Raw genomic sequence first — 19,845 nt, forward strand, 5'->3', positions numbered from 1 at the left:
GCGCTCTGAGGGTCTATGGATGCACAATCATGAAAATCATTCACTTGTCAGGATACGGGGATGGGGAGATATCCACTAATCTCCGTAGGGTGAAGCACGACAAGAAAGTTGACAAAAATTCATCAAAACTAATACTCATTCACTTTAGTTCAAAAAAGTACCCCAATTGCTTTAAAAGAGATTGCGAGTTGTTCAATCTTGATGCAGAAGAGGTAACCTCAAAAAATAACGAAGTGATGGTGCATACCTGCAATAAAGGATAAAAAATGCCCATCATACCCTCCTTTACCTTAAGAATTGAGGAGAATATTATGAAAGAAACAGGAGTATTGAGCAGCCGTAATGTGGCCATTGTTGGCCCTTACATGAGTGGTAAAACCACGCTGCTCGAAAGTTTAGAATATGTCAGCGGCGCACTATCGCGCAAAGGCTCGACAAAGGACGGAACCAGTATTGGAGATGGATCGCCCGAAGCGCGATCGCAACAAATGAGTGTTGAAATTAATGTTGCCTCCACAGACTATCAAGACATTCATTTCACATTCCTCGACTGTCCCGGTTCCATCGAATTTGCCCAAGAAACCTACAACGCTCTTGTGGGCGTAGGTGCAGCCATTATTGTCTGCGAACCCGAACCCGATCGCATCCTCACCCTGGCTCCTCTGTTCAAATTCCTAGACGACTGGGAAATTCCCCATCTCGTCTTCATCAATAAAATGGATCGCGTCTGCACTGACGAAGAACGCTGCCTAACCAGTTTTTCCGCTCTGCTTACCGCTCTACAATCTGTATCTTCACGCCCGATCATTCCCCATCAATTCCCGATCGCCGCTCAAGACAAAATCATCGGTTATATTGACCTAGTCAGCGAACAAGCCTACCACTACCACCCCGATGCCCCTGCCGATCCGGTTCCCCTTCCAGAGTCCCTCAAAGATGCTGAAACTCAGGCGAGAACCCAGATGCTCGAAACCTTAGCTGACTTTGACGATCGCCTGCTCGAAGAACTGCTCGAAGACATCGAGCCTTCCCAGGAAGAAATCGTCAAAGACCTGAAAATGGAATTAGGAGCCGATTTAATCGTGCCCGTATTCCTCGGTGTGGCTTCCGAAGGCTATGGTGTGCGTCCGCTCCTGGATGCTCTGAAACGAGAAGCGCCCTCCCCAGATGTCACTTCAAAGCGGCGTGGAGTCGATCTAGACAGCGATACCCCCATTGCCCAGGTCTTAAAAACCTTTTACACTCCCCAAGGCGGAAAAATGTCTCTGATCCGCGTTTGGCAAGGAGAAATTACGGAAGGTCTAGTCCTCAATGGAGTCCGCCCTGGTGGAATTTATCGCCTATTCGGACAACAACAAAACTCAGTCTCCAAAGCCGGAATTGGAGAAATTGTAGCCCTAGCACGGATGGATGGGGTGTACACAGGAGATACCCTATCGCCAACGAAAAAGGTCGAAGGACTACCCAAAGCGGATAGAGTCCAACCGGTTTATGCCATGGCGATCGCCCCCCAAAACCGCAAAGACGAAGTCAAACTTACCCCGGCTCTCAACAAACTCCTAGAAGAAGACACTTCCCTCTATTGGGAACAACACGGAGACACCCATGAAGTTATCCTCTGGGGACAAGGGGAAATTCATCTCAAAGTCAGCCTAGAGCGACTCAACCGTAAATACAACATCCCCATGGCCACCCATTTACCCAGGGTTGCCTACAAAGAAACCATCCGTAAAACAGTTGAGAGCGTTCACGGACGCTATAAACATCAAAGTGGCGGTCACGGTCAATTTGGCGATGTCTACTTAAATATCCGCCCCTTGGAGAGGGGAGAAGGCTTTGCCTTTAATGACACCATCGTTGGTGGAGTCGTGCCTAAACAATATATTCCTGGTGTAGAAACCGGAGTACGGGAATATCTGAGCCAAGGGCCTCTAGGCTTCCCTGTGGTTGATGTGGGGGTTACTCTCACCAATGGGAGTTACCATAGTGTAGACAGTTCCGAACAAGCGTTTAAACAAGCGGCTCGGTTAGCGATGAACACAGGGATGAGTCAAGGTAAACCCACCTTACTCGAACCGATCGCCGCTATTACCATTTCTGCACCCACGGAATTTACCTCCAAAGTCTTGCAACTGCTCAGTGGTCGTCGCGGTCAAATTCTCGGTTATGAACCCTTCGACTCTTGGAAAGGATGGGATCAAACTTCTGCGTATCTTCCCCAAGCTGAAATGCAAAACTTTATTATTGAGTTGCGCTCTTTGACCATGGGGGTCGGTTTCTTTGATTGGAAGTACGATCACTTACAAGAAGTCCCGGATAAAATTGCCGATCGCGTTTTAGCAACCACGGGTGAATAGATGGCTTGCAGAAGTCAGGCAATTGTTAGGGTGGGCAGTGCCCACCCTCTTAAGGTGAGGAACAAGATGGCGAGTGGCGAGTTTGCGGCAGTTGGACAATTCTCCATCTCGAATATTGAGGAAAGAGACGATGCGCGAGTCAGTGATTTATCAGGAAATTCACGAAGAAGGTCTGCTCGAAGGCATTCAGCGAGGTTTACAACGGGAAATTTCTTTAGTTACTCGTCTCTTGACGCGACGAGTGGGGGAACTCTCTCCGGAATTGGAAGCGCAGATTCAGTCTTTGTCTGTGGAAACGTTGGAAGATTTGGGGGAAGCGCTGCTAGATTTTACTGGCGTTGAGGATTTAGTGTCTTGGTTGGGCGATCATGCTGGGTAGCGATCGCCCAAATTTCCCCTAACATAGACAATACCCTTCCGATTACCCTGAATGCCTTGGCCTACGACAACGCTTGCAAATACCTTGCCGAAAAATTTCCAGAGTCCTTCATCCAATGGTTGCTTCCCCTAGGGCCACCCACCCCCGTTGAAGTCCTCAAAACCGAACTGATACAAGAACCCATCCGTGCAGACTCCCTGACGTTCTTAAAAGCGGGTAATCAAATTCTGCACATCGAGTTTGAAACCCGTCCCTACTCCAAACCTCCCCTACCGTTTAGGATGCTCGACTACTATGTGAGACTCAAACGGCAATATGGTGGCTCCGTGCATCAAGTGGTAATTTTCTTGAGAGAAATAGTGTCAGAACAAGTTTTGCTCTCCAAGTATGAGGACGGAGCAACTCGACATCCCTACCAAGTGATTAGACTCTGGGAACAAGACCCCAATTTTCTCCTCTCTTCCACCGGTTTACTGCCCTTAGCTACCTTATCGAAAACCAACGAACCACGCCAGTTACTACAGCAAGTGGCTAATCAGGTTGCTACAATCGAGGAGACTAAACAACAAGCAGATGTCCTCGCTTGTAGTCAAGTGCTGGCAGGTTTGAGATTTGACAAAAAGTTAATTAGACAATTATTGAGGAAAGAGACGATGCGCGAGTCCGTGATTTATCAGGAAATTCATGAAGAAGGTCTTCTAGAAGGAATTCAGCAAGGAATTCAGCAAGGACAGAAAAGAGAAGCGGTCTCTTTTGTCATGCGCCAATTAACACGACGAGTGGGGGAACTTGCTCCAGAACTAGAAGTCCAGATTCAGTCTTTGTCAGTGGACACTCTGGAAGATTTGGGGGAAGCGCTGCTCGATTTTACGGGAGTTGAGGATTTGGTGTCTTGGCTTGGGGAGCGACTATCTTAATGTTGAGGAAGTGGAACTGATGACTGTTGACGAAGCGCTGGCGATCGCGTTAGCGATGCGTAGCATTATCGCCGAAACTCTTCTAGATGGAGAAGGACTCAACGATGTCCAGCAGTTCATCTTTCGGCAATGTTGGCAAGGAAGATGTTCCTATCCGCAAATCGCTGAAGCTTCCAATTACGATGATGAGTATATCAAATCCGTTGCCGCTAAATTGTGGAAACAACTCTCAGGGGTTCTCGACGAAAAGGTAAAGAAAAGTAACCTACAGGCAGTCTTTAAGCGATACTTGCGCCGAAATTCCATCATTTTGCATCGCACCCAGGAAATCGAAGTTAACCTCAATGGTGCAAATCTCAGTGGAGCCACCTTAAATTTAGCTAACCTCAGCAGTGAAGCTGTCTTACACGCTAAAACTTTAGAATCAGAACTACTGCCAGAAAATCCACCTGAAACCAACTCTTATCCAGAAGCTCCCAAATATCTCTGGAACGGTTGGCATTTTGATTGCGAAGCTCAACTCAAAATAGCCGAAGCCCTAGATCGCGCCAATGTTCTCTTCTTCCCCAATGCCAAAGCACGCCTCACCACATCAGACGGGAGAGAAAACAAAGACGCGCACTTCCTTGTGTTCCACCAAGGCAAATGGGGCATTCTGGAAGTCGTCTCTCCCGATCGGATAGCAAAAACGGGAGAGACAGACAACCCATTTGAACCCCATGGCATCTCCCTGATCCATTGCTGCGACTATAACCAATGCAACGAAGATGGCGATCGGGTTGTGCGAGAATTCCTAGAGCTTTTGACTCAAGAATAAAACTAGATAACAACGTACTAATTAGTCATCGCTCTAATTAAAACTTCTTTGAGAGCAATTCCTTCTTCTTCGATCTCATTAATTGTAATCGTGTCCACAATATCAAATCTTGCTCCTGCACTTTGCAGGTCATCATCCAACGTTTTCAAGAATGTTGTGGCTTCAGCATCATGTCCAATTTGGATAAACGACAATGCTAATTCATCATCTCTCTCAATTTTCTGGGTCGCAGTGATAATAGCATCAATAACTGCTTTCGGATGATCGGGTTGCCCATCAGTAACGACAAGAAATGTTTCACCACCCAACTTTGCTTGACCTTGTTCTTTACGTTGAAAATAGTTATTTAGAGCATCTTGTAGCACCTGAGCCATTTCGGTTCTACCAACAGGCTCATTTTCCCTGAAGATTTCTTCTACTTTTTCAGAGGTTACATGGTCATAACGCCTAAATTTAGATGAGAAGGTATATATAGTAACACCATCCGAATTCAATTGTTCACACTTGCTGGCTATAGCTAAGGTTGTTTCTTGCATGACTTCCCAACGACTTTTACCAGCTTCACAATCTTTTTTTGCCATAGTACCACTCTTATCGATAATCAGAGTGTAGCTACGATTTTCTAAATCAATAGACATAAACTCTCCCGAACTAAATCAACAGTATTTTTTAAACAGCACAGAAAATCTCTTTAGCCAAACGACCAAGAAAGCTTGTACTTTTTTTGATAAAATTTCCTATATCAGGATCGATTCCAGTATTGTCAACTAGCCAATCAATACCTTTTATTACACAATGAATGATTGCTGCATCTATTAATTCCTCTAGTCCTTCTTCAAGAGCCATGTTCATTTTGTTTTGTTCACCTAAACTCATTTCAATAAAATCCATGTCTAAACTCATAGCTATCACCTTAATTTACGTTTTTTTGTATCCATAACTTCAATATTTTTGAGTATTCAACCAACGACGAAATTCAAAAAGGGTCTTTTTATTTCCTGGGTCATATACTAATAAATTGCAAAGATTTTCAGTTTTTTCAAAAGGAACTCGATCTAGAGCATCACCAGAAACAATATGGCGAAATTGAAGGGTTGCTTCGTCTCCAAGCTTGTTTAGGATAACCAACATCAATTTGTTGAGATTATACCTCAAGATTGCTGAACATGGAATGACTCTGTAATTATCATACAAACGATCGAATAGATCTTGGTATTGAGAATATTTTTTTTGATATGTACTTAGTTTTTCATCATTCATATAACCTTTATAGTAAATCAGTCTTGAGATTTTGTCGCATTCAAAATTTTCTTCTGGAATATCAAAGTCACAATCATTATATGTTTTTGATACAATTAAGTTTCCATAAGGCTCAATAAAAGTCTTTTGATAAAATAAAGATTTTTGTTCCAGTGTTTCTTTTGTTTGTGGAGGAGGTAAAAACTTGACAAAATTACCGATTTTTGCAGCGATCCACGAAGGAGGATGCAGAACATCCGCTTTGGTCAAAATGAAGGTCAGTTTACTCATTAAGACAGCCTTCTGTTCTAGAGTATACCCCTCCATGATCTTTTTCAATGACTGTTGATCAAAAACCACAGAGCGATTGTCAGCATGAATTGCCCATAGGATAACATCAGAAGATTGCAAGTGTTCTCTATACTGTTTTAAATAGCCTTCATCTGCTTCCTCTGACTCTCCGATTCCCGGAAGATCGTAAAAATACAGTGTACCTCCTTCCTTAATTTGGACGGGTATCTCTTCTATCTCTTTCGTGCAGGGCTTCACTGGATCGGTCTTCAGATTAGTACCAAATAACGCATTGAGTAGAGAGGACTTGCCAACTCCAGTTTGACCCACAATCGAAACCCAAAACTGGCGATTATCGATTCGCTTTTTCAGTTCCTCTTGAACCAGTTTAATCTGATCTGGAGTTAAACTAACATCTTCCATTTGTCTTAGATGATTTGACCATAGGTCAGTTTACCAACTGAAGGCCACAGTGTCAGTGATAAAAAGGATTAAAAAGTAGCAAAAAGTGATTTATTTTGCGAAAATCTTGTAAACTTAAGTTAAGATGCTATTGTTTAACTCCCTTGGCCTACGACAACGCTTGCAAATACCTCGCTGAAAAATTCCCAGAGTCCTTTATCCAATGGTTGCTTCCCCTAGCGCAACCCACCCCCATTGAAGTCCTCAAAACTGAACTGATACAAGAACCCATTCGTGCTGATTCTGTAACCTTCTTAAAAGCGGGTAATCAAATTCTGCACATCGAGTTTGAAACCCGTCCCTACTCCAAACCTCCCCTACCGTTTAGGATGCTCGACTACTATGTGAGACTCAAACGGCAATATGGTGGCTCCGTGCATCAAGTGGTAATTTTCTTACGAGAAATGGTTTCCGAACAAGTTTTAGTCTCCAAGTACCAAGATGGAGAAACCCAACATCCTTATCAGGTAATTCGACTCTGGGAACAAGACCCCAATTTACTTCTATCGTCTCCCGGTTTATTGCCCTTGGCCACCTTATCGAAAACCAGCGAACCGCGCCAGTTGCTACAGCAAGTGGCTAATCGTGTTGCTACAATTGAGGAGAGCAAACAACAAGCAGATGTCCTAACTTGTAGTCAAGTGCTGGCAGGTTTGAGATTTGAGAAAAAGTTAATCAGACAACTATTGAGGAAAGAGATGATGCGCGAGTCAGTGATTTATCAGGAAATTCACGAAGAAGGTTTGCTAGAAGGAATTCAGCGAGGAATTCAGCGAGGTTTACAACGGGAAATTTCTTTAGTTACTCGTCTCTTGACACGACGAGTGGGGGAACTCTCTCCAGAATTGCAAGCGCAGATTCAGTCTTTGTCTGTGGAAGTGTTGGAAGATTTAGGGGAAGCGCTGCTTGATTTTACGGCAGTTGAGGATTTAATGTCTTGGTTGGCAGAGCGCCAATCTTAAGTTGAGGAAGTAGAACGGATGAGTGTTGATGAAGCGCTGGCGATCGCCGTTTCTAATCTGAATTTTTCTTATCCTGACCAACCTACAGTCCTGCAAAACCTCAATTTCACCATTCGAGAAGGGGAACGGGTAGGGTTAATTGGCCCCAATGGAGCCGGAAAAACTACGCTATTTTTTTGTTTGTGTGGAGTCTTATCCCCAACGAGCGGAGAGATTCAACTCTGGGATAAACCTGTTGAGGTGGGACAGTTTCGGCCAGAAATTGGTTTAGTCTTTCAAAATCCCAACGATCAGCTCTTTTCGGCTTCTGTCTGGGATGATGTGGCCTTTGGTCCAGAAAATATGGGTCTGTCTCCCGATCGCGTGAAAGCCTGTACTGAAGAAGCCTTGAGCTTAACTGGAGTGACCGAATTAGCCGATCGCCCTCCCCATCATCTATCAGGGGGGCAAAAGCGTATGGTGGCGATTGCCTCTGTATTATCCATGCATCCCCAAGCGATCATTTATGATGAACCCAGTGCTAATCTCGATTTGCGATCGCGGCGACGGTTAATCAACTTCCTCCAAGCGTCCCGAGAAACCCTCCTCATTTCCTCCCATGACCTCGATTTAATCCTAGAAGTCACCTCTCGCACGCTCCTCCTCGACTCGGGTAACATCATTGCAGATGGGCCGACTGTAGAAGTTATGGGAAACACGCAAACCATGATTGACCATGGTTTAGAGGTTCCCTACCGACTCCAATAATACAGCGCTTGCCCATTCCCCATTCCCCACTCACGTTTTCCTTTCCCTCACCAAACTTAAACGCTGCCATGCCCCCTGAGCATCGTAACTGCGAATTAACCGTAGGCGCTCAGTAGGAGAAATTAACCATCCCACCTCTAAAAAGAAGGGTTTTCCAGATTCCACCTTAATTGGGGTGGTTGTTGAACCGCCATCGGGGAGTAAGAGGACTTGTACCGGTTGAGATCCTCCAGTAAATTCTAGTCTTGAACCGTCTAAGGTGGTGGTTGAGTTCAGGGAAATATCGCCGCTCTTGAGTGTTTGAGTAATTTGATTACCCTCTCGTGAAATAGATAGGGTGCTTCGAGTATAGTTTGGGGGACGTAAGTCAGGATAGAGAGCGATCGCTTCTCCTTCCCAAGTTCCTAAGAGTTGATCGATCGTTAAAAGGGGACGTTCGGGAACGGTTGTGTCTCGGAGTTTTTCCCGAATTAGGGTAATTCGATCCAGGTAGCCTTTTTGATAAAGGATAACAAATCGTAAACGGCGCTGTTCGTGAATGAAGCCAAATTCACCCCCAAAAGTACCTACTGGGTTATAGTGGGCGCTGCCTTGGGAAAAGTGCCCATTGTCAAAGAAGAGAAGGTTGCGATGGAGAGATTTGTATTCAAGTTCTAGAATTGGGGGCGGGGTTTCTCCTGGGGGAAAACGTTGTACGGTCTGATAAACAGTTTGGTTGTTATCTCTACCTTCAAAAGTAACGACGGTGGGGGTATCTTTTTCTACGATGCCTAGGGGGGAGAGTTGGGTAAAAGAACCGTCCCAAATACCGAGGTTTTCTAGGAGGTTTTGCCACTGCGATCGCATAATTTAGGGAATAGGGAATGGTTAATTTGTTGTGTCTTCACAAACTTGTGGGAGTACTGCGCCGTTTACACAAGCCTGTTCTGCCATAGCTACGGCTACTGCGTCAAATACGGGAGTCGCCCATTGGGTAGCGGCTTCCCAGGATCTCGCTTTAGCCATAATTTCCCTGGCTTGGGCAACTTCTAGAATAGCGACATGGGGATTATATTCGGCTGCGCGTTCAATTAAGGGATGCCAAGCGAGGGAGTGACCTTCGCGATCGCTTTTTCCACCGCGAACTCTGGGTCCGATGTTGCGTAAACCCTGCTGTTGATAGAAGGGTTGCAGTTTAGCTTGAATCCGATTTTCCCATAGGCGATCGCGCTGATGCAACCCCGTAACGAGCATTTGTGCCCCTGGAAAGGGATTGGCTTCACTGACAACATGGGCATCGGCGGTTAAAACCATAGTCTGTACATTGCGATTCCCTTTATGTACACCCGCAATAAAATGTTCTAAGGCTTGAAACCCGTCGAGATTTTCGCCATACATTTGAATAGTGGGAACCAAGACATAAAATCCGAGGGCATTTAAGCGTTGATAGAGTTGATTAGCCGTAACCGTATTCCAATAGAGTCCTACATGGTAGTCATCAACTTTAGCTCCCGGTTGCATGGAGTTCCTGGTGTACTGAATAGGTAAAATGGCGATCGGACGGTTAGTGTTGATGCGAATGGGAGCAACATCGGCATGAGTCCAGTTTTGACCGGTGTAGTTATAACGCACGCGATAGATGCCTTGCCCGGCTTCAAAGCTATAGTTACGGCCATCGTCAATAATAGTAACTTGGGGAGTCGGGTCAAATATTGCAGTTTGGGCGCGAGTGATTGCCTGTGGAGTGAGTCCATACAATAGGCTAAGGGCAATAATGCGACCCATTGCTGACGAGACCACTATTCCCCAAATTTTGGATAAAAAGCTCATCGGGAACATTGGGTTTGAAACCCCACCCTAGAAGGGCGGCTTGACTCTCTTATTGTGCCACAATCACCGATTATGTACGATTTAGCTCTAAGTCGTATTAGAGAGCGACTCTCTCTTCTGTGGATTACAGCTTAAAGCCTTTAGGATCGGAGGATACGTTTTCCAAAGTCCAGGAGACGCTACACTGGGAAACTCCTTCATAATTAGAGAAACGAATCAGGAGAGCGACCTATATGTTTCTAGATGACTATCGTCAACATGCCCAAGAGAGGGCAGCCCTCGGTATCCCTCCCCTACCTTTGGATGCCGCTCAAACCTTTGAGCTGTGCGAGATGTTGAAACAGCCGCCCGAGGAACTCAAAGAAGAGCTACTGATGTTATTGCGCGATCGCACTCCGCCTGGAGTAGATGAGGCAGCTTACGTGAAAGCGGGGTTCCTCACGGCTGTTGCGAAAGATGAGATCCAGTGTCCGTTGATTTCCCATCAGGGGGCGATCGACCTGCTGGGGACGATGGTGGGAGGATATAATGTGCAGAGCCTGGTTGATATCCTCAAAAGCAATGATAACGGCATGGCCAGTGAAGCGGCGGCGGCTCTAAGCAAAAGCACCCTCGTCTTCGATGCCTTTAACGAAGTCCTAGAACTCTCAGAAGTCAACCCCTACGCCAAACAAGTCATCGACGCTTGGGCCAATGCCGTTTGGTTTATTCGCCGTCCCAAACTCCCCGAAGCCATTACCGTCACCGTCTTCAAAGTGCCTGGAGAAACCAACACCGACGATCTTTCTCCCGCACCCCACGCCACCACCCGCCCGGATATCCCCCTCCACGCTCTCGCCATGCTAGAGTCGCGGATGCCCGAAGGGTTGCAAACCATTGCCAAACTGAAAGAAAATGGCCATCCTGTCGCCTATGTGGGGGATGTTGTGGGAACTGGTTCCTCCCGCAAGTCTGCCATTAACTCCGTTCTCTGGCACATTGGCGAAGATATCCCCTTTATTCCCAACAAGCGGGCAGGAGGATACATTCTTGGGGGTAAAATTGCTCCCATTTTCTTCAATACCGCCGAAGACTCTGGCGCACTGCCCATCGAATGCGATGTCAGCAACCTGAACACTGGGGACATCATCACCATCCATCCCTACAAAGGAGAAATTACCAACCCAGCCGGAGAAGTCATTTCCACATTTTCTCTGAAACCCGAAACCATCCTTGATGAAGTGCGCGCAGGTGGACGTATTCCCTTGCTCATCGGACGCAGTTTAACCGACAAAACCCGTGAAGCCCTGGGTTACGAAACCAGCCCCCTGTTTACCCGTCCCAGCGTACCGAGCGATACTGGGAAAGGCTTCACCCTGGCACAGAAAATGGTCGGGAAAGCTTGCGGACTGCCTGGCGTGCGTCCGGGAACTTCTTGCGAACCGATCATGACGACGGTGGGTTCCCAGGATACCACGGGGCCGATGACTAGAGATGAGCTGAAAGAACTGGCTTGTTTGGGTTTCAACGCAGATTTAACCTTGCAAACCTTCTGTCATACCGCCGCGTATCCAAAACCGGTAGACATCAAAACCCACAAGGACTTACCGGACTTCTTCTCCACCCGCGCCGGGGTTGCTCTGCGTCCGGGAGATGGCATCATCCACTCCTGGCTCAACCGGATGCTCTTACCGGACACTGTAGGCACGGGGGGCGACTCCCACACCCGGTTCCCCCTGGGTATTTCCTTCCCCGCAGGTTCCGGTTTGGTGGCATTTGCGGCGGCTCTGGGAGTGATGCCCTTGGATATGCCAGAGTCGGTGTTAGTCAAATTTACCGGTGAGTTGCAACCGGGGGTTACCCTGCGCGATATCGTCAATGCCATTCCCTGGGTGGCGATGCAACAGGGTAAGCTCACTGTCGCCAAAGAGAACAAAATCAATGTGTTTAATGGGCGCATTATGGAGATGGAGGGCTTACCGGACTTGAAATTAGAGCAAGCCTTTGAGCTAACGGATGCCACGGCAGAGCGTTCTTGCGCTGGCTCTACGATTAAGTTAAGTTCGGAGACTGTGGCAGAGTATTTGCGATCTAATATTGTGCTGATGAAAAACATGATCGCTAGGGGCTATGAGGATGCGGTTACCCTCACCCGTCGCATTGCCAAAATGGAGCAATGGTTGGCAAACCCGGAGTTAATGTCAGCCGATGCAGATGCCGAGTATACTGATAGTATCGAGGTAAATTTAAGCGAGATCAAAGAACCCATTGTTGCCGCTCCCAACGATCCGGATAATGTCAAGTTAATGAGCGAATGTTCCGGCGATCGAATTGATGAGGTATTCATCGGTTCTTGTATGACCAATATCGGCCATTATCGGGCAGCCGCCAAGATTTTGGAAGGCGCAGGAACAGTAAAAGGTCGCCTGTGGATCTGTCCCCCAACCCGCATGGATGAACAACAGTTACGGGATGAAGGAATGTACGGTATTTTTGCCGCTTCCGGTGCAAGAACGGAGATGCCGGGATGTTCCTTGTGCATGGGAAATCAAGCCCGCGTCGAAGATAATGCCACGGTTTTCTCGACTTCTACCCGTAATTTTAATAACCGCATGGGTAAAGGCGCGAGAGTCTATTTAGGCTCGGCAGAGTTAGCAGCAGTCTGCGCTCTTCTCGGTAAAATCCCCACTGTTGAAGAGTATTTAGATATTGTGGCTCAGAAGGTCGATCCATTCAAGGCTGAGTTGTACCGTTACCTGAACTTCAATGAAATTAAAGGTTTCGAGGATTTCGGTCGCGTCATTCCCGCCGATCAGATGCCGAAGTTAGAAGAGGCTGTGGTGTAGTAGTCTAATTATTGAGGTGGGTCTTTTATTGACTCACCTCGATCGATCAAGATTATAATTTATGGGAAAAAGTCATTTTAAAAAAGCAATATTATCTTTGGAAGCTCGGATTGCTGAACATCAAGAAAAAATAAGATTAGAATTAAATAAGGAGTTTCCAGATCGAGGATTGATTAACCCTTGGCAAAAGGAAATTAAAGCCTTTGAAAAAGGTATTCAACAAGCATTAAAAAGGTTAGGAAAAAACTAATGCAATTAATTACTAAAAAATTTAGCACTCAAAATTCCACTTTAAATCAATTGATTATAGAATTACAGGAAGAATGTCAAAATGTGCTTTCTTTGATTAATCAATTACAACTTTCTGAGTTAAGCGATCGCCAAAAAGGTCAAATTTTATCAGAGTTATTAGTAGCCTCAATTCATTTACATTCTCACTGTGATGAGGATTGGCAAAAGTTAATTTCTGATGAGTTAGAATCTTTAACTGATGATGAAAATTAAGGCTGATTTGTACCGTTACCTGAATTTCAATGAGATTGAGGGTTTCGAGGGTTTCGGTCGTGTCATTCCCGCCGATCAGATGCCCAAGTTAGAGGAGGCTGTAGTATAGTATGGTACTGGGGGTGAGTCCTAAACCAGACTCACCCAATGGCAGGGACTTACCAGCATCTACGTTTAGACTTTGTTCACCAGTGACAAAAGATCCATTAATCGAGGTGTCTATAAATTATGTCCAACCCCAATAATCCCAACTCCAATCCACAACAACCTGGCAGTGGCCCTAGCGGTCCTGATTGGATACAAGCCGTTACATCTATATTGGGAGTGTTGATTAGTATATTGACCTCAAGTTATGTAACAAATCTTGTCAACCAAAAAACAATAGGAGATCTTCGAGAAGATTTAGATACCCTACCAAAGGAAATAGAAGTACTAAAAGAAGAAAAAGAACGCTTAGAGAGTGAAAAAACACGTTTAGAGAGTGAGATAGCGAATTTAGAAGATAACCTTGACCGAGCTATAGAGGAGCTGCAAAAGCCAGCAGTTATAGATATATCAGATATACAACGCCCAGTTGAGCTGAATGTAGACTTAGCATTACAATCTAGACGATGTGGCGATGATGTAGATATAAAACTCTCTCGAATCCTTTTCCAGAAAAATAGTCGAATGGAATGGATATTTAGTATTAAAAACAATACCAGTGTAGCTCAGAACTTCTATCTTAGAAGTGTTAATTCAATGACTGTTATTGATAGTTTTGGAAAAGCCTATCCCCGTAGATACACTGATTCAGTTGAGCAAGTAAACCCTAATGGAAATGTAGAAAAGCGTGTACATTTTGATTTACCTCAGAAAGCAGTTAGCAAATTTGATGTAACATTTGGCTCGGCTGGATGTTTGAGTGTTGCACCATTTTCAGTGCAAATTCCACTAGAAATCTGGCAATCAACACAGTAAACATCTAGCGTTTCATTCCCCTGAAACTCGGAAGTTTACAGAGTTTGCAATCGCCTAAACCCTTATACTGCCTGGGATAGGGAGAATGGAGAGGGGGGTGTGGGGGCGATCAGGCTGATGGAGTGGAGTGGGGAGAGGGCGATACGCTGGGTTTGGATGGGCGATCGCCTGTCAAATTTAGGCTAAACTCAATGTTTATGGAGAGTTGTTAATAGGTTCTTTTCTTGATCATCCGACAAAACTCCAAAAAAGACTGGAAAGTTTGTAAATGAGTAGGATTCTTAGATACTCTTTTCGTGAGTTCTTCTAAATAATAGTGTTTTCGTGCATCACCAGGATTTCTCTTAGTATAGGATATTTGTTTAGCTTTAAAAATTTCCTGCAAATATTTAAAGTGAAAATCAGCATGATTTCTCATTCCATAGTCGCCCATTAACTCTGGATCGTTTTGAGATACATCATAGTATCTAAAATAATCTAATAAAGGCTGTTGTGTAGGTTGCCTTGAAAAAATAGTTTGATTCCCTAATAACCAAGTTTCTATACAACGATTCTGTATAATCACTTTAAGTTGTGTACTGCCTAAGTTGATTTTGTTTGGTTGTATAAAATTTTGAATATAGTTAACTCGTTCATCTACAGTATCCTCATCAGAATCAACACAAAGCACTAAGTAATCATAATTCTGAACTTCTTGAATTTTATCAATTGCGTTCTCCAAACCATCATGCAAAATTCGAGGATATCCTTCTCCACTAATTAAATAGTAGTTGTTATTGACAACTTGATCAGAATATTCAACTCGCTTCAATTCAGGAATTAGATATTCAAGCCACTTTGGATAGATTTTTCTTTCTGTACTATTACCCTCAACCAAGAAGTAAAGATTCATTCATCCTCCGAATCACAATCATCATCTTCATTTTTGAGAATATTGATTAAATCAATAAAAGCTTTCTTCCTAGAATCAGGAATGTGAAAATCTTTTGCATCTTTAACAGTTACTATATTTCCTTTACGGGTAACAATTTTCCAATATTTAGGACTAATATTATTAATGATATAAGGATGATGGCTTGTAACTATAAACTGCAAATTCGTATTTTCCCAAACCAAGTCTGTTACACTATCAATACAATTAATGCCTAAACTATTCTCAAATTCATCAATAAGGATAACGGAGTTTTCCGGAGATAGATATAATTCGCTGATATACATCAGAGTTTTAAACATTCCTGATGAAATATTATCAATCCAGTTATCGATACCTTTCTCTTTAATATTAAATACAATAGATTCTTCCAATAATGCAGATAATACAATAGGTACACTTTTATATTTTGGAGTTTCTATTTTAATGTCTATGATATTATTAAAAATAGATTTAAATGCATCCTTTATCTTTTTAAATTCTTCAGGAAAAAGTCGGTTGATTATAGCAAACTTTATAGGAATAGGTAGATCGCTTTCTTTTAATTGAAAAAATGATGATGTTTCATATTTTTCTAATATAGATATTGGAAAACGCCATATCTTATAAACATCACGATCTGAATCAATAAGTATAATTTTATCTAATTCTTTCTTAACAGGAATAATGTCATCTTCCTGTTTTAATAACTCAATTACACTGTCATAAGGAGATAGCTTAGGGGTTTCTTTTTTTTTGAAAAAAATCTTTTCTGAAGTTCTTGTAACAAGAGTTGTATCATCACACTTTAATTCTTCATAGACAATCTTCACATTATCATCATCTTCTAAATTGTCATCAATAAAACTGGTATTTTCTTTGATCTCAAATTCACCACTCCAGTTGTAGTTAATATTACTTTTAGTAACAAAGGAAAGACTCCACTTAACTCCATTAAGAGAGTTACCATTAGCAATAGCTTTTAAACTTCTAAGAGCTGTTAAAATTTTAGTCTTACCTGCACCAGAAACACCAACCAGAAGGTTGATACCTTCTGAAAACTCCACTGGTTCAAGTTGCCATTCTTCTTCTTTATCGTAATACTCTAATTTTAGAATTCTCATGCTATTGAATAGGAAAAACTTTAAGCAATTAAGGCGCAGTAATTTATTAACTAAAATTTTAGATAGCCAGATTATACCAAAACTTCTATCAAATGACAAACTACTATTTACAAATGGTGAAAAATATACTAAGAACGTTATACTGGCATTTCATGCCCCTGAAACTCGGAAGTTTACAGAATTTGCGATCGCCTAAACCCTGATACTGCCTGGGATAGGGATAGTGGGGTAGGGGGTTTGGGGGCGGATTGCCTGATGGAGTAGAGTGGGGAGAGGGCGATCGCCTTTGATATAATATTCAGTATCCTCAATTCACACATAGGAGGAAAATGCCTGCCAAAGATACTTACCATGATGCCGTAAAAAATGCCCTAATCAAGGACGGTTGGACAATCACTGCCGATCCTTATCCTATTAAATACGAAGAAGTAAAATTAGTCGCCGATCTCGCGAGTCAAAAAACAATTGCTGCCACTAGACAAGAACGACAAATTGTAATTGAAATCAAAAGTTTTCTCAGTCGCTCTCCTATGCGGGAATTTGAGACAGCATTAGGTCAATACTTGATTTACAAAACTTTCCTTTCTATAAACCAACCTAACTGTGAAATTTACCTAGCCATTGGCAAGGATATCTATCAAAAGTTTTTCGAGCAAGTAGCAATTCAACTTATTCTTAAAACCTATCAAGTGTCATTGTTAGTTGTCGATCTGAATCTAGAGGAAATCATCCAATGGACAAACTAATTCACTATCAGACTCTGATCAAAAATATTTTAACCGAGTACGATCGCATTTCTGCACAAGTCCCCGATCCAGATATCGATGAAGTGTTAATGTTTGACGATGACAGAAGTCAATACCTCTGGTTTAATATTGGCTGGAAAGATAGCAGAAGAATTAAAGCTGTTTCTGTCTATGTGAGAATCAAAAATGAGAAAATTTACATAGAAGAAGATTGGACAGAGGACGGTATTGCAACTGAGTTACTCAGAGAAGGTGTACCCAAAGAAGACATTGTACTAGCGTTTCACGAGCCAGAAAGTCGGAAGTTTACGGAATTTGCGATCGCCTGATGGAGTAGAGTGGGGAGAGGGCGATCGCTTTTTGGGTTCAGCTCAATTAAATTCTTATAACTCTGACCAATTCTCTAAACTCAAACCTTGAACTCTGGCTAAATCCGTATCATTAGAAACCATAATCAAATTCTTAACCATTGCACTCGCCGCAATTAAAACATCTTCAGTTTGAATCGGTAAACCTCTTAATCTCAGATTAGCATGAATTTCAGCCGCTTTTTCCAATATGGCTAAATCATCTAAGAGAATCATCGGATACTTTTGGCGAAATTTGTTAAATCTTTCCCTTTGTTTAGGTGCATCAACCGCTAAAAACCCTCTCCTAATTTCAAAATAAGTGATACAACTAATATAAATGGTTTTACCTTGAAAGTTTATTGCTTCTAGTTTAGCCTTTATTTTCAAATTATCTTTGACTGCTAACGAAACAATATTTGTGTCTAATAGATAGGTCATAGAAAAACTATTTTCGCTTAACTGCTTCATCAAATATAGCCATTTGCTCAGGCGTAAACTCTTGCCCTATTTTTGACAAGACTTCCGTAGCCATGACACAACTACAATGTTCTTTCAATTCAGCATCTGGCATACTATTAAACTCTTCAAAACTCAGGTTTTCTTGAGCAAGACTAACCAAAAGATTTACCATTTGTGAGTAATTTAAATCTTCTTTAAATAAGGAGTCTTCTTCCATCAAAATCGAAACAATATCCTCAATTCTTTTGACTATCGATTTTTGTTTCAGCTCAGTGGATAACATGATACTTACCTCCAGGTAGCCGCATTCAAATAATCTTATCATAACCTAAAATAACTCCAACCGATGACTAGGGATGAAAGGTGTACCCACAGAAGACCTTGTACTGGCGTTTCAGGCGCATGAAACGCGGAAGTTTACGGAGGCAAGCGATCGCCTAAACCCTGATACTGCCGGGGATAGGGATAGTGGGGTAGGGGGTTTGGGGGCGATCGCCTGATGGAGTGGAGTGGGGAGAGGGCGATCGCCTTTGCTATAATACCAGTATCCTCAACTCACACATAGGAGGAAAATGCCAGCCAAAGACACTTATCATGAAAGCTTTAAGAGTGCCTTGATTAAAGATGGTTGGGAAATTGTTCGCGATCCTTATACTATTAGATATGAAGGACTTACTCTATTTGCCGATCTGGCCGGTAAAAAGCTATTTTCTGTACAGAAAGAAGATACAAACATTGTCGTCGAGATTAAAAGCTTTTTAAGTCTCTCTGCTATTCATGAATTTCAATGTGCTTTAGGACAATACATTTTATATCGAACCCTATTATCCCAAATTCGTCCAACTGACCGTATCTACCTAGCGATTGAAAAAAGGATTTATGAAACGTTTTTTCAACAAAAAGGTATTGATTTGGTTATTGAAGAATACAAAATCTTGTTGATTGTTATCGATCTTGCTTATGAGGAGATTGTCCAATGGATAAACTAGAAAAACATCGCTTCCTAGTCAAGAAAATCTTAACTGAATACGATCGCATTGCGAGCCAAACCCCTAACTTGGAGGGAATAGATACAATATTATCCTTTGATGAGGAAAGAGATCAATATCTTTGGTTTGATATTGGTTGGACTTCCAGAAAGCGAGTTAGAGCGATTTCAGTTTATGTAAGAATCAAAAACGAGAAAATTTACATAGAAGAAGATTGGACAGAGGAAGGTATTGCGACTGAGTTATTGAGAGAAGGAGTACCGAAAGAAGACATTGTGCTGGCGTTTCATGCTCCGGAAACCCGGAAGTTTATGGACTTTGCGATCGCCTAACCCATGACGCTTATATCTCCCTAACTTTTTGATTAACTGAACTATTATTTTTGATAGCTAAAGAAACAATATTAGTATCTAACAAGTAATCCATAATAAGCTATTTTCTTTTAATCGCATCCTCAAAAGCTGCCATTTGCGCTGGAGTAAAATCTTGTCCAATTTTCGACAAGAGTTCTATGGCTAATATGCCACTAGAATGTTCTTTTAATTCTTCGTCAGACATACCATTAAAATCATCAAAATTCAAATTGTCTTCAAATAACTTAACTAATAGTTTGACCATTTCTGAATAATCCAGATCCTCTTTGAATAAAGGATCTTCTTGCATCAAAATAGAAACAATATCCTCAATTCTTTTAACTATCGATTCTTGTCTCAGCTCCGTGGATAACATGATACTGACCTCCATGCAGTCTGGATTAAGATAATCTCATCATAACCTAAAATAGCGTTTCACGAGCCAGAAACCGGGAAGTTTACGGAGGAAAGCGATCGCCTAAACAGTGATACTCGCTGGGATAGGGATAATGGGGAGGGGGGTGTGGGGGCGATCGCTGGGTCTGGAGAGGCGAGGGCGATATAATACCTGTATCCTACACTCAAACATAAGAGACTGTTTATAAAGAAAAGATAAAATAAAGTAAGGAGAACTCAAAAAACAGA

25 protein-coding genes are annotated in these 19,845 nt (G+C 42.8%); 15 read left to right on the forward strand and 10 right to left on the reverse strand.

The window, feature by feature from the left end; translation table 11 throughout:
* The first annotated feature begins 311 nt into the window (after nt 1-311).
* From AC3A14_RS18500 to AC3A14_RS18515, 4 genes are all read left to right on the forward strand, one after another.
* Nucleotides 312-2,357, forward strand: coding sequence for an elongation factor G (locus AC3A14_RS18500; RefSeq protein ID WP_318719005.1), 2,046 nt, complete (start codon nt 312-314; stop codon nt 2,355-2,357).
* Nucleotides 2,358-2,487: 130 nt separating this feature from the next.
* Nucleotides 2,488-2,736, forward strand: a complete 249-nt coding sequence (locus AC3A14_RS18505; RefSeq protein WP_318732625.1) for a DUF4351 domain-containing protein — start codon at nt 2,488-2,490, stop codon at nt 2,734-2,736.
* Nucleotides 2,737-2,792: 56 nt separating this feature from the next.
* Entirely contained in the window at nt 2,793-3,653 is an 861-nt protein-coding gene (locus AC3A14_RS18510; protein WP_487779101.1) for an Rpn family recombination-promoting nuclease/putative transposase, read from the forward strand.
* 19 nt (nt 3,654-3,672) lie between these two features.
* Nucleotides 3,673-4,470 (forward strand): helix-turn-helix domain-containing protein, encoded by a 798-nt coding sequence (locus tag AC3A14_RS18515; RefSeq protein ID WP_318734943.1) that lies wholly within the window; start codon nt 3,673-3,675, stop codon nt 4,468-4,470.
* Between the two features lie 17 nt (nt 4,471-4,487).
* Here the strand turns inward: AC3A14_RS18515 and AC3A14_RS18520 are convergent, their stop codons facing one another.
* The 3 genes from AC3A14_RS18520 to AC3A14_RS18530 are packed head-to-tail and all read right to left on the reverse strand — an operon-like array spanning nt 4,488 to nt 6,423.
* Nucleotides 4,488-5,108, reverse strand: a complete 621-nt coding sequence (locus AC3A14_RS18520; protein ID WP_318719001.1) for a VWA domain-containing protein — start codon at nt 5,106-5,108, stop codon at nt 4,488-4,490.
* 31 nt (nt 5,109-5,139) lie between these two features.
* The gene (locus AC3A14_RS18525; RefSeq protein ID WP_283766353.1) at nt 5,140-5,373 is read right to left on the reverse strand and encodes a hypothetical protein; all 234 of its coding nucleotides are present in this window, start codon (nt 5,371-5,373) and stop codon (nt 5,140-5,142) included.
* Nucleotides 5,374-5,412: 39 nt separating this feature from the next.
* Nucleotides 5,413-6,423, reverse strand: coding sequence for a GTPase family protein (locus AC3A14_RS18530; RefSeq protein WP_318734941.1), 1,011 nt, complete (start codon nt 6,421-6,423; stop codon nt 5,413-5,415).
* 143 nt (nt 6,424-6,566) lie between these two features.
* Between AC3A14_RS18530 and AC3A14_RS18535 the strand changes: the two genes are divergently transcribed.
* Nucleotides 6,567-7,424: an Rpn family recombination-promoting nuclease/putative transposase gene (locus AC3A14_RS18535; protein ID WP_318734938.1), complete on the forward strand. Its 858-nt coding sequence runs from the start codon at nt 6,567-6,569 to the stop codon at nt 7,422-7,424.
* A gap of 18 nt (nt 7,425-7,442) precedes the next feature.
* A complete protein-coding gene (locus AC3A14_RS18540; protein WP_318718998.1) occupies nt 7,443-8,171 on the forward strand; it encodes an energy-coupling factor ABC transporter ATP-binding protein in 729 nt (242 codons plus the stop codon).
* A gap of 30 nt (nt 8,172-8,201) precedes the next feature.
* Here the strand turns inward: AC3A14_RS18540 and AC3A14_RS18545 are convergent, their stop codons facing one another.
* Complete coding sequence (locus tag AC3A14_RS18545) at nt 8,202-9,017, reverse strand: DUF3598 family protein (RefSeq protein ID WP_318701014.1); 816 nt, start codon at nt 9,015-9,017, stop codon at nt 8,202-8,204.
* A 21-nt stretch (nt 9,018-9,038) separates the two neighbouring features.
* Nucleotides 9,039-9,980, reverse strand: coding sequence for a hypothetical protein (locus AC3A14_RS18550; protein WP_318734936.1), 942 nt, complete (start codon nt 9,978-9,980; stop codon nt 9,039-9,041).
* Between the two features lie 233 nt (nt 9,981-10,213).
* Between AC3A14_RS18550 and acnB the strand changes: the two genes are divergently transcribed.
* The 4 genes from acnB to AC3A14_RS18570 all read left to right on the forward strand — a co-directional run bounded on the left by acnB (nt 10,214) and on the right by AC3A14_RS18570 (nt 14,269).
* Nucleotides 10,214-12,805 carry a bifunctional aconitate hydratase 2/2-methylisocitrate dehydratase gene (gene acnB, locus AC3A14_RS18555; RefSeq protein ID WP_487779096.1) on the forward strand — a complete coding sequence of 864 codons (2,592 nt, stop codon included), beginning with the start codon at nt 10,214-10,216 and terminating at the stop codon, nt 12,803-12,805.
* Nucleotides 12,806-12,866: 61 nt separating this feature from the next.
* Entirely contained in the window at nt 12,867-13,055 is a 189-nt protein-coding gene (locus AC3A14_RS18560) for a hypothetical protein (protein WP_318734930.1), read from the forward strand.
* Nucleotides 13,055-13,309, forward strand: coding sequence for a hypothetical protein (locus tag AC3A14_RS18565; RefSeq protein ID WP_318737128.1), 255 nt, complete (start codon nt 13,055-13,057; stop codon nt 13,307-13,309). Before AC3A14_RS18560 ends, AC3A14_RS18565 begins: the two co-directional genes overlap by 1 nt.
* Before the next feature lie 228 nt (nt 13,310-13,537).
* Nucleotides 13,538-14,269 (forward strand): coiled-coil domain-containing protein, encoded by a 732-nt coding sequence (locus tag AC3A14_RS18570; protein ID WP_318734925.1) that lies wholly within the window; start codon nt 13,538-13,540, stop codon nt 14,267-14,269.
* Between the two features lie 208 nt (nt 14,270-14,477).
* Here AC3A14_RS18570 and AC3A14_RS18575 read toward each other — a convergent pair whose 3' ends face one another.
* A complete protein-coding gene (locus AC3A14_RS18575) occupies nt 14,478-15,161 on the reverse strand; it encodes a hypothetical protein (RefSeq protein ID WP_318734923.1) in 684 nt (227 codons plus the stop codon).
* Entirely contained in the window at nt 15,158-16,303 is a 1,146-nt protein-coding gene (locus tag AC3A14_RS18580; RefSeq protein ID WP_318734920.1) for an AAA family ATPase, read from the reverse strand. Before AC3A14_RS18580 ends, AC3A14_RS18575 begins: the two co-directional genes overlap by 4 nt.
* A 329-nt stretch (nt 16,304-16,632) precedes the next feature.
* On the opposite strand from AC3A14_RS18580, the gene AC3A14_RS18585 reads away from it, so the two are divergent.
* Together AC3A14_RS18585 and AC3A14_RS18590 are read left to right on the forward strand one after the other, a co-directional pair.
* On the forward strand, nt 16,633-17,049 hold the full coding sequence (locus tag AC3A14_RS18585) for a XisH family protein (RefSeq protein ID WP_487779097.1): 417 nt from the start codon (nt 16,633-16,635) through the stop codon (nt 17,047-17,049).
* A complete protein-coding gene (locus AC3A14_RS18590) occupies nt 17,037-17,378 on the forward strand; it encodes a XisI protein (RefSeq protein ID WP_318737131.1) in 342 nt (113 codons plus the stop codon). Before AC3A14_RS18585 ends, AC3A14_RS18590 begins: the two co-directional genes overlap by 13 nt.
* A 54-nt stretch (nt 17,379-17,432) precedes the next feature.
* Here the strand turns inward: AC3A14_RS18590 and AC3A14_RS18595 are convergent, their stop codons facing one another.
* On the reverse strand, nt 17,433-17,837 hold the full coding sequence (locus tag AC3A14_RS18595; RefSeq protein ID WP_413039154.1) for a type II toxin-antitoxin system VapC family toxin: 405 nt from the start codon (nt 17,835-17,837) through the stop codon (nt 17,433-17,435).
* Nucleotides 17,838-17,844: 7 nt separating this feature from the next.
* Nucleotides 17,845-18,141 carry a hypothetical protein gene (locus AC3A14_RS18600; RefSeq protein ID WP_318737133.1) on the reverse strand — a complete coding sequence of 99 codons (297 nt, stop codon included), beginning with the start codon at nt 18,139-18,141 and terminating at the stop codon, nt 17,845-17,847.
* 73 nt (nt 18,142-18,214) lie between these two features.
* Here AC3A14_RS18600 and AC3A14_RS18605 point away from each other — a divergent pair, with 73 nt between their 5' ends.
* The 3 genes from AC3A14_RS18605 to AC3A14_RS18615 all read left to right on the forward strand — a co-directional run bounded on the left by AC3A14_RS18605 (nt 18,215) and on the right by AC3A14_RS18615 (nt 19,179).
* Complete coding sequence (locus AC3A14_RS18605; RefSeq protein ID WP_487779098.1) at nt 18,215-18,358, forward strand: hypothetical protein; 144 nt, start codon at nt 18,215-18,217, stop codon at nt 18,356-18,358.
* A gap of 72 nt (nt 18,359-18,430) precedes the next feature.
* The gene (locus AC3A14_RS18610) at nt 18,431-18,847 is read left to right on the forward strand and encodes an element excision factor XisH family protein (protein ID WP_487779025.1); all 417 of its coding nucleotides are present in this window, start codon (nt 18,431-18,433) and stop codon (nt 18,845-18,847) included.
* Nucleotides 18,835-19,179 (forward strand): XisI protein, encoded by a 345-nt coding sequence (locus AC3A14_RS18615; protein WP_487779099.1) that lies wholly within the window; start codon nt 18,835-18,837, stop codon nt 19,177-19,179. Before AC3A14_RS18610 ends, AC3A14_RS18615 begins: the two co-directional genes overlap by 13 nt.
* Nucleotides 19,180-19,279: 100 nt before the next feature.
* Here the strand turns inward: AC3A14_RS18615 and AC3A14_RS18620 are convergent, their stop codons facing one another.
* Nucleotides 19,280-19,576: a hypothetical protein gene (locus tag AC3A14_RS18620; protein ID WP_487779100.1), complete on the reverse strand. Its 297-nt coding sequence runs from the start codon at nt 19,574-19,576 to the stop codon at nt 19,280-19,282.
* Nucleotides 19,577-19,845: the final 269 nt, after the last annotated feature.

It is taken from the genome of Roseofilum sp. (genome assembly GCF_982964205.1).